Origin of the sequence: Rhodococcus sp. RS1C4 (genome assembly GCF_002258225.1) — a bacterium.
Taxonomy (GTDB): domain Bacteria; phylum Actinomycetota; class Actinomycetes; order Mycobacteriales; family Mycobacteriaceae; genus Rhodococcoides; species Rhodococcoides fascians_E.
Map to the genome: position 1 here is coordinate 1 of NZ_NOXZ01000046.1, position 13,652 is coordinate 13,652.

Here is a 13,652-nt window from a genome sequence, read left to right on the forward strand (position 1 = left end):
CCCGGCAACTACCCACCACCTCCGGGCAGCTATCCCCCGCCGCCCGGCAACTACCCACCACCGCCCGGCAACTATCCGCCATCCCCGGGTTACGGCGGCCAGGGTTACGGCGGACAGGGTTACGGCGGACAGGGTTACGGCGGACAGGGTTACGGCGGACACGGCGTCGGCCTGCCGCCCACGCTGAACGTCGGTGATGCGCTCTCGTTCGGCTGGAACAAGTTCAAGGACAATGCAGGCGTCTGGATCGGCATCGTCGTCATCGCCGCAGTCGTTCAGGTGATCTTGAACCTCGTTTTCGGTCGCTCGGGGAATTCGGGTGACGTGTCCGCGTTGTTCGGCATCTGGTCGATCATCGGCACCGTCGTCTCGGCGATCGTGGGGTACATCATCAATGCCGCGTTCATCCGTGGCGCTCTGCACGAGGTCGACGGCAACAAGCCCGCCATCGGGTCCTTCTTCCAGTTCGCCAACGTCGCCTCGATCATCATCGCCAGTGTTCTCGTCGCCATCATGGTTCTGGTCGGGTTCGTCCTGCTCGTCATCCCGGGTCTCGTTCTGACCTTCCTGTCGTGGTGGACACTGCAATTCGTCATCGACCGCAACGAGGACGCCGTCGCCGCCATCAAGTCCAGTTTCCGAGCGATCTCCTCGAACGCAGGACAACTGTTCCTCTTGGCCCTCGCCATCATCGGGATCAACATCCTCGGAGCCATCCCGTGCTTCCTCGGGTTGCTCGTGACCATCCCGATCTCCGCCATCGCGTCGACCTACGCGTATCGCATCGTGTCCCGCACGGCTGCGGTCTAGATCCCGGCGCGATTTCGAGCATCAGACTGCTCGGTATCGAAATCGTCGGTCACTCGCCGTATTGTTCTGTCGTCGCCTGGGTCCACCGTCCGAACACGGGCCGGTCCAGGCGACGACAGACAGGAAGATTCCGGCGAGAGGGAGATGTTGAACGACCACGACGGCGGCGGTACGAGCAACACCGGGGGCGGCGCCCCGGATCCAGAGCAGGGCGCACCGCAGGATCAGAACCCGCAAGAGGGGTACACCCAGCAACCGTACGACCCTCGGCAGCAGGGCCTCGGCGGCTACCCTCAGCAGCCCGGAAATCCGACACCGCCCCCGTATCCAGGGCAGCCCCAGTACCCAGGACAGACCCCGTATCCAGGGCAGCCCCAGTACCCAGGGGAGCCCCCGTATCAGGGCCAGCCCACGTATCCAGGCCAGCCTCAATACAACCAGTCGCAACCGGGTTACGGGCCGCCGCCCGCGTACGGCCAACAGCCTGACTACGGACCGTCCGGCGGTGGCTATCCCACGTACCCGTCGACACAACCCTGGGGTGGGTCCCAATTTCCACCGCCGTACGCGCAAGGGCCCTACGCATCGCTGCCCTTCTCGCACCCGCACTACACGCCACCGACGTCGCTGGGTGTCGGCGCGGCTCTGAGCTACGGCTGGAAGAAGTTCGGTGCCAACATCGGCGTGTGGCTCGGCTTCATGGGGGTCTTCGCGGCGGTGACCGTCCTGGGCTACGTCGTGTTGTTCGCCATCATCATCGCCAGTATCTCGAGCTCGACCGAGTACGAGAACACGATGTTCGCTCCGACCCCCGACGGAGGATTCTCGGTCGGCCTGCTCGTGATCACATTCGTGGCCGGCGTCATCGGATTCTTCGCCGGGGCCCTGCTCATCCGGGGCGCGTTGCTGGAATTGGACGGTGCGAGGCCCGGCTTCGGCGAGTTCTGGCGTCTGCCCAACCTGGTGCAGCTGACCCTGTTCGGAGTCGTCGTCTCGTTGATCAGTGCCGTGGCCCCGTCGCTGCCCACCCTGGCATCCCTGTCGATCAGTCTGCTTCTCGGGATCTTGATCTGGTTCGGTCCGCATTTCATCATCGACCGTGGTGCATCGGTGGTGATCGCGTTGACCGCCAACATCAGGTTGCTCGGTGTCAGCCCGGGGAAGCTCGTCCTGCTGTACCTTGCGGTGGCCGGAATCAACATCGTCGGAGCAGTGCCCTGTGGGCTGGGGCTTCTGTTCACCGTTCCCACGAGCGTGATCGCGGTGACCTACGCGTACCGCGTCCTGTCCGCGGGAGCTGTCTCGCCGGCGTAGGCCTTCGAACAGAAAAACCCCCGCAGCTCCGGCGGCTGCGGGGGTTTCTGCTGCGGTGGGCTTCTATTCCGCGGAGGGCGCGTCCGTAGTGTCGTCCTTCTTCTCCTGTGCAATCTTCTCCGGCTTGGCATCGATGCCGGATTCCTTGCGCTGCAACGGGGTAATCGGTGCCGGGGCATCCGTCAACGGGTCCACGCCACCGCCGGACTTCGGGAAGGCGATGACCTCGCGAATGGAGTCGACGCCTGCCAGGAGCGCGGTGATGCGGTCCCACCCGAACGCGATTCCGCCGTGCGGAGGCGCGCCGTAGCTGAACGCGTCGAGCAGGAAGCCGAACTTCTCCTGCGCTTCCTCGTGGCCGATGCCCATGATCGCGAACACTCGTTCCTGAATGTCCTTGCGGTGGATACGAATACTTCCGCCGCCGATCTCGTTTCCGTTGCACACGATGTCGTACGCGTACGCCAGGGCCGAGCCCGGATCGGTGTCGAAGGTATCGATGGATTCCGGCTTCGGCGATGTGAATGCATGGTGAACCGCGGTCCAGGCACCCGAGCCGACCGCGACGTCGCCGCTCGCGGTGGCGTCGGACGTCGGCTCGAAGAGCGGTGCGTCGACGACCCACACGAACGCCCATGCCTTCGGATCGATGAGGTCGAGCTTGCGCGCGATTTCGCCTCGGACAGCGCCGAGGAGAGCTCGCGAGGACTTGACGGCGCCGGCGGAGAAGAAGATCGCGTCACCGGGCTTCGCGCCTACATGGGCGGCAATTCCGTCCCGTTCTTCGTCCGTGAGGTTCTTCGCGACCGGTCCGCCCAGAGTCCCGTCCTCGCCGACCAGAACGTAGGCCAGACCCTTGTGCCCGCGCTGCTTCGCGAACTCCTGCCACTTGTCCAACTGCTTGCGCGGCTGCGACGCCCCGCCCGGCATGACGACGGCGCCGACGTACGGCGCCTGGAACACGCGGAACTCCGTGGCGGAGAAGAAGTCCGCGCATTCGACCAGTTCGATGTCGAACCGCAGGTCGGGCTTGTCCGAACCGTAGCGACGCATCGCGTCGGCATACGTGATGCGCGCAATGGGCGACGTGATGTCGTGTCCGACGAGCTTCCACAGCGCGGCGAGGATCTCCTCGGCGAGCAGAATGACGTCGTCCTGGGTGACGAAGCTCATCTCGACGTCGAGCTGAGTGAACTCCGGCTGGCGGTCGGCGCGGAAGTCCTCGTCGCGGTAGCAGCGGGCGATCTGGTAGTACCGCTCGATACCGCCGACCATCAGCAGCTGCTTGAACAGCTGCGGGCTCTGCGGCAACGCGTAGAAACTACCGGGCTGAAGGCGTGCAGGGACCAGGAAGTCGCGGGCGCCTTCGGGCGTCGACCGCGTCAGCGTCGGTGTCTCCACTTCGACGAACTCGTGATGCGCCAGGACACCACGCGCCGCAGCATTGACCTGCGATCGCAGCCGGATTGCGTGGCCGGGTCCTTCTCGACGCAGGTCCAGGTAGCGGTACTTCAGCCTCGCTTCCTCACCCGGCTGATCGTCGAGCTGGAAAGGAAGCGGCGCGCTTTCCGACAGAACCTCGATGTCGGTGGCATCGACCTCGACCGCACCGGTGGGGATTTCGTAGTTCTGGTTGCCTTCGGGGCGACCCTCGACCTTGCCGGTGACCTTCACGACGTACTCGGCGCGCAGGCGGTGTGCCTTCTCGGCCACATCGCCCTCGCGAAACACGACCTGGGCGACGCCCGATGCGTCACGAAGGTCGATGAAGATGACACCGCCATGATCGCGGCGACGCGCAACCCACCCCGTCAGGGTGACAGTTCGGTCGACGTGCTCGGATCGAAGTGAGCCGGCGAGGTGGGTGCGCAGCACTGGTGTCCTTTCACAAAAATGGAACAAAGCGTGTTCGTCGGTCACCAATCCTACGGAGGCGACGTCCGGACAGGAAACGCGATACCGCTTCAGGCATGGGAAGCTGCAGTTCGACAAACGTCGGATCGGGCCGTGCAACTCGCCCGGGGGGACGTTCTTCCTGGAAGGATGACGAGGCATGACGTTCAGAGAAGGCGCTCGACTCGACTCGAAGCGTGTGTCCTCCGGTGGCGGTGGCCGAGGCGGCAAGATCGCGCTCGGAGGAGGTGCGGGCGGTCTGGTGATTCTGGTGCTGGCGCTGCTGTTCGGCGGAGACCCGGGATCGATCCTGGGGCAGCTGACCGACGGAACGGACAGTTCGTCGCAATCCGCCGGGACCGACGGTTCGCTCGACAAGTGCCAGACAGGGGCCGACGCCAACAGTGACGTCGATTGCCGCATCGTCGGGACGATCGGGAGCCTCGACGATGTCTGGCAGTCCGAGCTCGGCACCCAGACCGGAGTGGACTACGTCGAGCCCGCAGTACGACTGTTCAGCGGCTCGATCAACACCGGCTGCGGCAATGCGACCAGTGCGGTCGGACCGTTCTACTGCCCCGCCGACTCGACGGCGTACTTCGACACCAGCTTCTTCCAGGTCCTCGTCGACCGGTTCGGATCCAGCGGTGGCCCGCTGGCGCAGGAATACGTCGTCGCCCACGAGGTCGGCCATCACATTCAGAATCAGTTGGGCGACATCGGACGAGCACAGGCCGATCCGCAGGGCGCCGAATCCGGTGCGGTTCGGGTGGAGCTGCAGGCCGACTGCTACGCCGGTGTCTGGGCACATCACGCCGCGCTGATCCCTGACCCGAACACCGGCCAACCCTTCCTGGAACCTCTCACCGACACCGATGTTCGCGATGCGCTGTCGGCAGCGTCGTCGGTCGGTGACGACCGGATCCAGCAGGCGTCGAGCGGTCGGGTGAACCCGGAGGGCTGGACCCATGGGTCCTCGGAGCAGCGTCAGGCGTGGTTCGTGGCGGGGTACAGGACCGGGCAGGTCGGTGCCTGCGACACGTTCTCCGCCCGCGACCTGAACAGTCCGGCCGCCCTCACACGGTGACAGCCCGAGACACGAGCGTTCTCAGAACAGGGTGAGCGCCGGGTCGCGCGCCTCCGACGCAGGCGAATCCGGTTCGACGGGAACGTTCTTGGGCATGGAACGTGCGTCGCCGACATCGAATCCGTGGCGCTCCAACATAGGATCGATACGTCCTCGCAGCCACGCCTTGTACTCGGGTGTCACGTATGCGCCGTGCCCGTACAGCTGACGGTAGCGACGAACCAACGCTGGGTGATGTTCCGCCAACCACGACATGAACCAGTCCTTCGTCGACGACCTCAGGTGCATCGGCGTCGCGGACACCGAGGTCGCTCCTGCGTCGGCGAGCGCTTCGACGAGGGACTCGAGCTGCCGTGCCCCGTCGGTGAGGAACGGAATCACCGGTGCCACCAGGACACCACACGGCAACCCTGCGTCGCGGACTGCTCTGATCAGCTCGAGACGAGCCTTGGGGCTCGGCGTGCCCGGCTCGATCTGCTTCTGCAGGCCGGCGTCGAAAATGGCCAGACTGATGTTGATGTGCACGTCGACCTGGCGAGAGGCAAGGGCGAGCAAGGGCAGATCCCGCCGCAGCAGCGTTCCCTTCGTCAGGATCGAGAACGGCGTGCCGGATTCCACGAGTGCGCCGATGATGCCGGGCATCAGCCGATATCGCCCCTCGGCGCGCTGGTAGGGATCGGTGTTGGTGCCCAATGCAACCGGCTCCCTCTTCCACGATTTACGCGCGAGTTCTCTGCGAAGCACCGCGGCAATGTTCGTCTTCACGACGATCTGCGAATCGAAATCGCTGCCGGCGTCGAGGTCGAGGTACTCGTGGGTGGGCCTGGCGAAGCAGTACGTGCACGCGTGGGAACACCCGCGCGCAGGATTGACCGTCCACGAGAACGGAAGCGAATCACCGTCGATCTTGTTGAGCGCACTCCTGCACAGCACCTCGTGGAACGTGATGCCCTCGAATTCGGGCGTCTGCACGCTGCGAACCAGGCCGGCACGCTCGAGACCGGGCAGTGCGCCGTCGTCCGCGGCGCCGAGTGTCTGTCCCGCCCATCGCATGCACACAGTCGAACATGTGTTCTACATCGGTGTCAAGCGGGTCGGCGCCGCCGAGAACGAGCGTCACGCGGACGGCAGCATCGGGGCTGCCGCTACGGTGGAGGCGTGACCGCACCGATCGTTCCCACACTCGAACCCATCCTCCGCCTCGGACTCAGCCTGGGAAGCCCCATCGCCGTCGGCTCGGTACCCGACGGCGAACGAGTGGTGACGCCCATCCTCGGCGGCGCCGCTCCAGGACCGGACATCGAAGGGACGGTTGCTGTTTCGACGTCCCTTGCCGGGGTGACGCGCGTCGACGGCCGCACCGAGTTCGCCGCAGACATCACTCTCGAGCTCGCCGAGGGCGGTCACCTCGCGTTGTCGTTCCGCGGTCTTCAGTTCGGCCCGGCCGAGGTCATCGAGTCGCTCGCCGGAACCGAAGAAGTCGACCCCGCGACCTACTACTTCCGTGGCACTCTCGAAATCTCCACGGCGGTACCGCAATTCACCTACCTGAACCGCGCCCTGGTCGTCACGTCGGGCACCCGCTCCGCAGAATCTGTCGTCCTCGATGCGTTCCTGGTCACGTAGCCGCTAGTTGCCCAGCTCGGCGACCTCACGGTCGGTCAGGGTGGCGAGAGGGGTTCTGCCCGCCGCCTTGACGAGCTCCGCCGCTCGATAGAGCGGCCGCTCCCCCAGCCCGGCGTCGCGGGCTTCCGCTTTCAACTGGTCGACGAGAAGCGAGGCGATCGCTGCAGCCGGCACCAGTTCACTCGTCCACAATGCGTCGGCGAGCTTGCGGAGCGACAGAATGGGGAGCTCACGGCCCCCGCCGTTCGTGTAGAGCGCCAACGCGAGAGTCAGTTTCACGTTGCCGTCGTACAGGCGCAGCGAGATCTGATCTATCCGCGCCGTTCTGACCTGCAGCTCCGCCGACACCAAGTTCGGCACCGACAGAGCGCGAGTACGCACCCCGCCGCGAGCGTGAACGATGTTGCCGTCGAGCCATGTTCGACGTCGGATGCCCACCCACGCCGACGCCGCAGCCGGTATTCCGACGACGACGCCGAGGACGACCGCAACGGTGGTAGGCAGAAAGAACGAGGTGATCACGGCGACGAGGACACCGAACACCAGCGCACCGATCGCGACCTTCCTGAGCCGGGGAACGATCAGCTCGGTAGGTATCAGATCCAGGTCGACGCGCTCGTCACCGGCCAAGTCGAGCCTCCAGGTGCGACACGATCTCGGACAGTGCCACGTCGTGCTGCTCCCCGGTCGACAATTCCTTGACCACGACGTTACCGTCGGCCAGCTCTTTGTCGCCGAGAACCAAGGCGAACTGTGCGCCGGAACGATCGGCGGCTTTCATGGCGCCCTTGACACCACGATTGCCGTAGGCGAGATCGACGCTGATTCCCTTGCCGCGCAGTTCGCCTGCGATCGCCACGATGCGCGCTTTCGCGTCCGATCCCAGCGGAACGCCGAACACGGCGCAGCGCGCGGGAGATCCGGCCGACTTCCCCTCGGCTGCGAGGGCAAGCATGGTTCGGTCGACGCCGAGCCCGAATCCGATGCCGGACAGTTCCTGGCCACCCAGTTGCGCCATCAACCCGTCGTATCGGCCACCGCCGCCGATTCCGGATTGCGCGCCCAGTCCGTCGTGGACGAACTCGAACGTCGTCTTCGTGTAGTAGTCGAGTCCGCGGACCATCCGCGGGTTCACGACGTACGGAACCTTCAACGCGTCGAGGTGTGCGAGCACCTCGTCGAAGTGCGCCCGCGCAGTGTCGGACAGGTGGTCGAGCATCAGCGGGGCGTCCGACGTCATCTCGCGCACTTCCGGACGTTTGTCGTCGAGGACTCGAAGCGGGTTGATCCGAGCGCGCGTGCGGGTGGCCTCGTCGAGCGGAAGGCCGAAGAGGAACTCCTGCAACAATTCTCGATACTGCGGGCGGCAGGTGTCGTCCCCCAGCGACGTGATCTCCAACCTGAAGTCCGTCAGACCGAGCGACCGAAAACCGTTGTCCGCCACGGCGACGACCTCGGCGTCCAGCGCAGGATCATCCATTCCGATGGCTTCGACCCCGACTTGCTGCAACTGTCGATAGCGTCCCGCCTGCGGGCGTTCGTAGCGGAAGAACGGCCCTGCGTAGGCAAGTTTCACCGGGAGAGCTCCCCGGTCGAGGCCGTGCTCGATGACGGCGCGCATGACGCCTGCAGTTCCCTCCGGACGCAGGGTGACGGATCTGTCGCCCCGATCGGCGAAGGTGTACATCTCCTTGCTCACGACGTCCGTCGACTCGCCGACACCGCGTGCGAACAGCCCGGTGTCCTCGAAAATGGGCAGTTCGATGTGCCCGTACCCGGCGTTGCGAGCCGCGGTCAGCAACCCCTCACGGACGGCGACGAACTCCGAGGAATTCGGGGGGACGTAGTCGGGAATGCCCTTGGGCGCAGAAAAGGTACTCGGCTTGCTCACGGTCACAGTTTTCCTTGTTCGGGGCCTGCGAGTCCAACGAGAAAGGGATTGGAGGCGCGTTCCTGGCCGATGGTGCTCTGCCCGCCGTGTCCCGGCAGCACCACGGTGGCGTCGTCGAGCGGCAGCAGCGTCGTCGCGATCGAGCGAAGCAACTGTTCGTGGTCACCTCCGGGAAGATCGGTTCTCCCGATGGACCCCGCGAACAGCGTGTCGCCGGTCAACGCGATCGCTAGTGTGCCGTCCGGTGTCTCGACGTCGATGGTGAACACGACCGACCCCTGCGTGTGGCCGGGCGTGTGAAGCACACCGAACTCGATGCCTGCCAGTTCGAGAGAGGTCCCACCGTTCAGGTCGACCACACGTTCGGGCTCGTGGAACTCCGCGTCGCCGAGCAGAGCGGCGAGGGTCGGGCCGGTGCCACGCAGTGGATCGGACAGCATGAACCTGTCCTCGTCGTGGATGTAGGCAGGAATACCGAACTTCTCGCACACCGGTTCCACGGACCAGGTGTGGTCGAGGTGACCGTGGGTGAGCAACACCGCTTCGGGAGTGAGCCCGGATTCGCCCAGAAACCGCAGGAGCGGTTCCGTCGCATCCTGCCCGGGATCCACCACGACGCAGTCCGACGAGCCCTCCTGGGCGAGCACGTAACAGTTCGTCTGAAACATTCCCGCCGGGAATCCGGTGACGAGCACAGCTGCCGCTCCTAGTTTTCGTACGCCAAGGTCCGTTCCACCCTAGTTGGACCGTGTCCACCTGCGTGTGCGCAGTCCGCCCCCGGAACGACGCCGCCATGCCAGTCGGAAACTTCTCAGGATGTAATGGCACACTCACTCACGGTCGGTTTCGGCTCGCCGACCGGCGGGAAGAGACGTAGGCCGAGCCGGCGGACGACACAAGCGGGAGGACACGCAATTGCCCAGCAACGAGCAGCGGCGCGAGGCAGCGAAGAGAAAGCTCGAGCGACAACTCGAACGCCGAGCCGAACGAGCGAAGAAGCGTAAACAGCTGACCATCGCCGGATCGGTGCTGGGTGTGGTGGTCGTGGTCGGTGCGGTTGCCGTCGTGTTCGCCCTCACTCGCGGCGGAGACGGGCCCGAGACGACGGCGTCGTCGACGCCCAACGGCGACACACTGATCGCCGACGGCCGCGCCGAGCCGCTCCCCGAGACCGTCGACTGCAGCTACCCCGCGGCCGCACAGCCCGCCGCGAAGGAGAACACTCCTCCGCGCACCGACGGCGTGCCGACGAGTGACGAAGCACTCAGCTACAGCATGGAGACGACGCAGGGCAACATCGGCCTGACGCTGAACAATCCGCAGTCACCGTGCACGGTGAACAGTTTCGTCTCTCTCGCCAACCAGGGCTACTTCGACGGCACGCAGTGCCACCGACTCACCACAGGCGCTGGTTTGCAGGTTCTGCAATGTGGCGATCCCGCAGGCACCGGCATGGGCGGACCGGGCTACCAGTTCGCCGACGAGTTCCCGGCCGATCAGTACGCCGAAGGCGACCCGGCCGCCGACGAGCCGATCAGTTACCCACGCGGAACGATCGCGATGGCCAACGCGGGACCCGGCACGAACGGCAGCCAGTTCTTCCTCGTCTACGGCGACTCCACGCTGCCGCCCGCCTACACGGTGTTCGGCACCATCGACGAGACCGGTCTGCAGACACTGGACAAGGTCGCTGCGGCGGGCGTCGAAGGTGGAGCCGCGGACGGCAAGCCTGCACTTCCGGTGGACATCACCAGTGTCGTGAGCGACCTGTGAAGCGCACGTTAGCGGTGCTCGCCGCGTCGGGCGCGTCCGTCCTCCTCGTGGCAGGTTGCTCGTCCGACAACTCCGGTACCGCAGCGACGACCGAGTCCGCGTCGGCCACGACCAGTGCCGCGGCCCCGACCACTCAGCCGCCGCTGGATCTGAGCCTGTTCGGAGTCCTCCCCCCGGTTCCTGCGCAGGAGGTGTCGAGCACCACCTGCGAGTACCCGGAGGCGACGCCCGCGATTCGCGAGAACACCGCGCCGCAGCAGTACGGAGTGTCCACCGTCGGGCTGGTCGACGTTGCGGTGACGACGAGCCAGGGCCCCATCGGCCTGTCGCTCGACCGCGCCGAAGCGCCCTGCACCGTCAACAGTTTCACGTCACTTGCCACGCAGGGGTACTTCGACGACACCGTCTGTCACCGGCTGACCACCACCGAAGGGCTACAGGTCCTGCAGTGCGGGGATCCGTCCGGACAGGGAAACCGTGGCCCCGGTTACGAGTTCGCCAACGAGTACCCGACGACGGCGTTCCCGGCCGGCGACGCGGCGCTGTCCAGCCCGGTCGTCTACCCCCGCGGCACCGTCGCCATGGCGAACGCAGGACCCGATACCAACGGCAGCCAGTTCTTCCTGGTCTACGAGGATTCCGTCCTTCCTCCGCAGTACACCGTCTTCGGAACCATCGACGACGCCGGACTGGCGACGCTGGACGCGGTGGCAGCGGCCGGAGTCTCCACACCGGGCAACGACGGACCACCCAACGCGGCGGTCACCGTCGAGTCGGTCGTCGCCGCTCAGTGACCGTGAGTGGAAATGTAGGTCCTGACCTACATTTCCACTCACGTGGGGGTCAGGCAGCCGACGTCAGGCGATAGACGTCGTACACCCCTTCGACGTTGCGCACGACGTTCAGGACGTGGCCCAGGTGCTTCGGGTCACCCATCTCGAAGGTGAACTTGCTGATCGCCACCCGGTCCCCCGATGTGGCCACGGACGCGGACAGAATGTTGACCTTCTCGTCCGCGAGTGCCTTGGTGACGTCCGAGAGCAGGCGATGCCGATCCAGCGCCTCGATCTGAATCGCGACGAGGAACACCGAGGATGCCGACGGGGCCCATTCGACGTCGATGAACCGTTCCGACTGCTCGCCCAGCGATTTCGCGTTGGTGCAGTCGGTTCGGTGGACACTGACCGACCCGCCGCGGGTGACGAACCCGAGGATTTCGTCGCCCGGCACCGGGGTGCAGCACTTGGCCAGCTTCGCGACGATCCCTTCGGTGCCGGACACCAGCACACCGGCGTCACCGACCTGACGCGGACGAGTCGGGATGGTGGACGGTGTGGACCGCTCCGCCAGTTCCTCTTCCACGTCTCCGACGCCGCCCAGGTGAGCAACCAACCGCTGCACCACGTGCTGCGCGGACACGTGACTCTCGCCGACCGCGGTGTACAGCGCCGAGACGTCGACGTAGCGCAGTTCGTGCGCGATCGTGGACATCGACTCGGCGTTCATCAACCGTTGCAGCGGTAGTCCGCCGCGGCGCACTTCTTTCGCGATGGCGTCCTTGCCCGCTTCGAGTGCTTCCTCGCGGCGCTCCTTGGCGAACCACTGGCGGATCTTCGTCTTCGCGCGGGGCGAGACGACGAAGCCTTGCCAATCGCGGCTCGGCCCGGCGGTGACGGCCTTCGAGGTGAACACCTCGACGACCTCGCCGTTCTCGAGCGTGCGTTCGAGCGCCACCAGCCGACCGTTGACGCGGGCTCCGATACAGCGGTGGCCCACCTCGGTGTGCACGGCGTACGCGAAGTCGACGGGACACGACCCCGCGGGCAGCGTGACGACGTCACCTTTCGGTGTGAAGACGAAGATCTCCTTGACGGCCAGGTCGTAGCGCAACGATTCCAGGAATTCGCCCGGATCCGCTGCCTCACGCTGCCAGTCGAGCAATTGGCGCATCCACGCCATGTCGTCGACCTCGGCGTTGTCGTTGCCGTGTTTGCCGCGCGTCTCCTTGTACCGCCAGTGCGCGGCGATGCCGAACTCGGCCGTGCGATGCATGTCCCTCGTGCGGATCTGCACCTCGAGCGGCTTGCCTTCGGGGCCGACGACCGTGGTGTGCAGCGACTGGTAGACGCCGTAGCGAGGCTGCGCGATGTAGTCCTTGAACCGGCCGGCCATCGGCTGCCACAGCGAGTGCACGACGCCCACGGCGGCGTAACAGTCGCGGATCTCGTCGCACAGAATGCGTACGCCCACCAGATCGTGGATGTCGTCGAAGTCGCGACCCTTGACGATCATCTTCTGATAGATCGACCAGTAGTGCTTGGGTCGTCCTTCGACGGCCGCACTGATGCGGGAGGCCGACAGCGACGCGTTGATCTCGGCGCGCACTTTTTCGAGGTACGTGTCGCGGGACGGTGCACGATCGGCGACGAGTCGAACGATCTCGTCGTACTTCTTGGGGTGCAGAATCGCGAATGCGAGATCTTCGAGTTCCCACTTGACCGTCGCCATGCCGAGACGGTGTGCGAGTGGCGCGATGACCTCGAGGGTTTCTTTCGCCTTTCGTGCTTGTTTCTCGGGCGGCAGGAAGCGCATGGTGCGCATGTTGTGCAGGCGGTCGGCCACCTTGATGACCAGAACGCGAGGATCGCGGGCCATTGCGATGATCATCTTGCGGATGGTCTCGCCCTCGGCCGCGGTGCCGAGAACCACCTTGTCGAGCTTGGTCACCCCGTCGACGAGGTGCGCTACTTCCTCACCGAACTCGTCGGTGAGTTGTTTCAGCGAGTAGCCGGTGTCCTCGACGGTGTCGTGCAGGAGAGCCGCGACCAGCGTCGTGGTGTCCATGCCCAGTTCGGCGAGAATGTTCGCCACCGCCAACGGGTGCGTGATGTACGGGTCCCCGGACTTGCGCATCTGGGTGGCGTGGCGCTCGTCCGCGACGTCGTATGCCCGTTGAAGCAACGCGAGATCCGCTTTGGGATAAAGCTCACGGTGCAGACTCACCAGCGGTTCGAGGACAGGCTTGACCGCGGCGTTGCGGCCGGCCGTGATGCGCCTGGCCAAGCGGGCGCGGACGCGTCGGGACGCGGACGTCGGGACGGCGGGTGCCGAGCCCTTTCCGACGACCAGCGGAGCGGAGTCCGGTGTCGCCTGCGGAGTGTCCGCAGTAGCCGCCTTTCCCGATTCCGATTCGGACGCAGGTCGATCCGGCAAGGGTTGGTCGAGGTAACGGGTCACAATGTTCGCCTCCTGCCGCGT

The 13,652-nt window shown here is 65.5% G+C and carries 12 protein-coding genes; 6 read left to right on the plus strand and 6 right to left on the minus strand.

Translation table 11 applies throughout. The features are described from left to right. Both CH289_RS23180 and CH289_RS28065 read left to right on the plus strand, forming a co-directional pair. Positions 1 to 810 (plus strand): DUF2189 domain-containing protein (locus CH289_RS23180; protein ID WP_094728694.1); only part of this gene is annotated, 810 nt, incomplete at its 5' end. A gap of 144 nt (positions 811 to 954) precedes the next feature. Continuing rightward, positions 955 to 2,124 carry a hypothetical protein gene (locus CH289_RS28065; RefSeq protein ID WP_143545125.1) on the plus strand — a complete coding sequence of 390 codons (1,170 nt, stop codon included), beginning with the start codon at positions 955 to 957 and terminating at the stop codon, positions 2,122 to 2,124. Positions 2,125 to 2,187: 63 nt separating this feature from the next. Here CH289_RS28065 and aspS read toward each other — a convergent pair whose 3' ends face one another. Beyond that, positions 2,188 to 3,999, minus strand: a complete 1,812-nt coding sequence (gene aspS, locus CH289_RS23190) for an aspartate--tRNA ligase (RefSeq protein WP_019666411.1) — start codon at positions 3,997 to 3,999, stop codon at positions 2,188 to 2,190. 178 nt (positions 4,000 to 4,177) lie between these two features. On the opposite strand from aspS, the gene ypfJ reads away from it, so the two are divergent. After that, entirely contained in the window at positions 4,178 to 5,104 is a 927-nt protein-coding gene (gene ypfJ / locus CH289_RS23195; protein ID WP_019666412.1) for a KPN_02809 family neutral zinc metallopeptidase, read from the plus strand. A gap of 21 nt (positions 5,105 to 5,125) precedes the next feature. Here the strand turns inward: ypfJ and CH289_RS23200 are convergent, their stop codons facing one another. Next, positions 5,126 to 6,157, minus strand: coding sequence for an Rv2578c family radical SAM protein (locus tag CH289_RS23200; protein ID WP_020110142.1), 1,032 nt, complete (start codon positions 6,155 to 6,157; stop codon positions 5,126 to 5,128). Positions 6,158 to 6,262: 105 nt separating this feature from the next. Here CH289_RS23200 and CH289_RS23205 point away from each other — a divergent pair, with 105 nt between their 5' ends. Then, positions 6,263 to 6,730 carry a DUF3237 family protein gene (locus tag CH289_RS23205; RefSeq protein WP_019666415.1) on the plus strand — a complete coding sequence of 156 codons (468 nt, stop codon included), beginning with the start codon at positions 6,263 to 6,265 and terminating at the stop codon, positions 6,728 to 6,730. Positions 6,731 to 6,733: 3 nt separating this feature from the next. Here the strand turns inward: CH289_RS23205 and CH289_RS23210 are convergent, their stop codons facing one another. Genes CH289_RS23210 through CH289_RS23220 form a run of 3 tightly spaced genes read right to left on the minus strand, consistent with a single transcriptional unit; the run spans position 6,734 to position 9,316 of the window. After that, on the minus strand, positions 6,734 to 7,360 hold the full coding sequence (locus CH289_RS23210; RefSeq protein WP_019666416.1) for a hypothetical protein: 627 nt from the start codon (positions 7,358 to 7,360) through the stop codon (positions 6,734 to 6,736). After that, entirely contained in the window at positions 7,350 to 8,621 is a 1,272-nt protein-coding gene (gene hisS / locus CH289_RS23215) for a histidine--tRNA ligase (RefSeq protein WP_027498531.1), read from the minus strand. Before hisS ends, CH289_RS23210 begins: the two co-directional genes overlap by 11 nt. Before the next feature lie 2 nt (positions 8,622 to 8,623). Further along, positions 8,624 to 9,316, minus strand: a complete 693-nt coding sequence (locus CH289_RS23220; protein ID WP_019666418.1) for an MBL fold metallo-hydrolase — start codon at positions 9,314 to 9,316, stop codon at positions 8,624 to 8,626. Between the two features lie 220 nt (positions 9,317 to 9,536). On the opposite strand from CH289_RS23220, the gene CH289_RS23225 reads away from it, so the two are divergent. Together CH289_RS23225 and CH289_RS23230 are read left to right on the plus strand one after the other, a co-directional pair. Further along, the gene (locus tag CH289_RS23225) at positions 9,537 to 10,394 is read left to right on the plus strand and encodes a peptidylprolyl isomerase (RefSeq protein ID WP_019666419.1); all 858 of its coding nucleotides are present in this window, start codon (positions 9,537 to 9,539) and stop codon (positions 10,392 to 10,394) included. Beyond that, the gene (locus tag CH289_RS23230; protein WP_027498532.1) at positions 10,391 to 11,188 is read left to right on the plus strand and encodes a peptidylprolyl isomerase; all 798 of its coding nucleotides are present in this window, start codon (positions 10,391 to 10,393) and stop codon (positions 11,186 to 11,188) included. The genes CH289_RS23225 and CH289_RS23230 overlap by 4 nt, the downstream gene beginning before the upstream one ends. A gap of 49 nt (positions 11,189 to 11,237) precedes the next feature. Here CH289_RS23230 and CH289_RS23235 read toward each other — a convergent pair whose 3' ends face one another. Beyond that, a complete protein-coding gene (locus CH289_RS23235; RefSeq protein WP_026347584.1) occupies positions 11,238 to 13,607 on the minus strand; it encodes a RelA/SpoT family protein in 2,370 nt (789 codons plus the stop codon). Between the last annotated feature and the right edge of the window lie 45 nt (positions 13,608 to 13,652).

What these genes read in the sequence shown, in the direction of transcription:
- ypfJ (WP_019666412.1), top strand. Translation starts at nt 4,178, where the DNA reads ATGACGTTCAGAGAAGGCGCTCGACTCGACTCGAAGCGTGTGTCCTCC.
- CH289_RS23200 (WP_020110142.1), bottom strand. Translation starts at nt 6,157, where the DNA reads ATGCGATGGGCGGGACAGACACTCGGCGCCGCGGACGACGGCGCACTG.
- CH289_RS28065 (WP_143545125.1), top strand. Translation starts at nt 955, where the DNA reads ATGTTGAACGACCACGACGGCGGCGGTACGAGCAACACCGGGGGCGGC.